The sequence below is a fragment of the Lacihabitans sp. LS3-19 genome (genome assembly GCF_024343575.1).
Taxonomy (GTDB): Bacteria; Bacteroidota; Bacteroidia; order Cytophagales; family Spirosomataceae; genus Leadbetterella.
In genome coordinates this window covers 1-1,963 of sequence record NZ_RJUA01000076.1, presented here as the reverse complement: position 1 = coordinate 1,963, position 1,963 = coordinate 1, and the positions used below count along the sequence as shown (strand labels likewise).

The following is a 1,963-nucleotide window of genomic DNA, read 5'->3' as shown; positions in this document are numbered from 1 at the left end:
TATTAAGTTCATTGGGTGGAAATACCATAAATTCAAGTACAGGTGCAGTCACATTTTCTGCTACATGGTCTGGTAATACTACCATAACTGCATCAGCTTCAGGTTGTAATGGGCCTAAAACTGTAACCCATACTGTAACAGTAACTCCAACAGTAGGAACTCCAGCTTTCGTTTTGGGTTCCAGTTCAACAAGATGCCAAGCTGCAAATGCTGTAATTTATACTGCAAATGCTACCAATACAACGGGGATTACATATTCGCTAGACGCTACAAGTCTATCAAGAGGTAATACGATAAATCCATTTACAGGAGAAGTTACATTTGATGCTAATTGGAGTGGTGTATCTACTATTACTGCTTCTGCAGCAGGTTGTAATGGCCCGAAAACAGCCAATCATTCCGTTACTACAACTGCTTCGGTAGGTATTCCTGTATTTGCTTTAGGTGCAACCACTACGAGATGTCAAGGTAATGGAAATGTTATTTATTCTGCAACGGCTTCAAATAGTACAAGCTTAACTTACTCTTTAGACGCAACAAGTTTATCAGCGGGAAATACAATTAATGCATCAAATGGAAGAGTAAATTATGCTTCTGGCTGGGTAGGAACAGCCATAATAACAGCAACTGCTACTGGCTGTAGTAGCACTGCAAGTGCATCACATTCCGCAATTACAACGGGATCCATTACAACGCCGATATTTGACCTAGGCACTAGTTCAACTAGATGTCAAGGTGCAGCAACCGTAGGATATAATGCTACTTCTACTAATGCCACTAGCATAATTTATTCATTAAATGCAGCAAGTTTATCGGGTGGAAATACAATCAATTCAAGTACTGGAGAAGTAACATTTACATCAGGCTGGACAGGTACTTCAATTGTAACAGCAACTGCAAATGGCTGTAATGGGCCATTAGCCTCTACACATACGATAACAATAATACCAAGTGTTGGTACTCCTGTGTTTTCTTTAGGCTTAACCTCTATTAGATGTCAAGCTGCTGGAAGCGTATTTTATACAGCTACCGCAAGTAATAACACTGGAATAAGCTATTCAATGGATGTTGCGAGTATACTTGCTGGAAATACCATTAACGCTACTACTGGGGAAGTAACTTATGCTGCAGGTTGGTCTGGAACAACGCAAATAACTGTTACAGCTCAAGGTTGCAATGGTCCAAAAAGTACTGTTCATAATGCTACGACAAATCAGCCAGTTCAGGCTCCAATTTTTACATTAGGAGCAAATTCAACAAGATGCCAAGGAGCAGGAGGTGTAAATTATTCTGCGACTGCATTAAATTCAACAAGCATATCATATTCATTGGATGCGACAAGTTTGGGTGCAGGAAATACCATAAACTCAAGTACAGGAGTAGTTACTTTTGTAGCAGGTTGGTCAGGAAACTCTACTGTGACAGCTTCAGCAGCGGGATGCTCGGGCCCTTTGACCTCTACACATGCCATTACTACAACCCCAACAGTCGGAAATCCTATTTTTGCAATGGGTAGTACTTCAAGCAGATGTATTGCGGCAGGAAATGTTACTTATTCGGCAACTGCCACTAATAATACTGGTATAAGTTATATCTTAGACAATACCAGTTTAAGTAATGGAAATACCATTAACTCAAACACTGGAGAAGTTACATTTGATGTAAATTGGTCTGGAGTATCTATCATTACAGTAACCGCTACTGGATGTAATGGCCCCAAAACTGCAACACATACTGTTACTACTAATTTGGCTGTACTTACTCCGGTTTTTGGTTTGGGTGCAAGTTCTATAAGATGTCAAGGAGCAGGAGCAAATGTTTATTCAGCAACCGCCACAAATACTACAGGCATAGTTTATACTTTAGATGCCATTAGTTTAAGTGGAGGAAATACTATAAATGCATCAACAGGCAGTGTCACTTTTGTAGCTGGCTGGACAGGAAACTCAACAGTGACCGCCAC

Annotated in this window: 1 protein-coding gene; it reads left to right on the top strand. The window is 40.3% G+C overall.

The features are described from left to right. On the top strand, window positions 1–1,963 hold a 1,963-nt coding region (locus EGI22_RS15420; RefSeq protein WP_255069330.1), incomplete at both ends, for a hypothetical protein.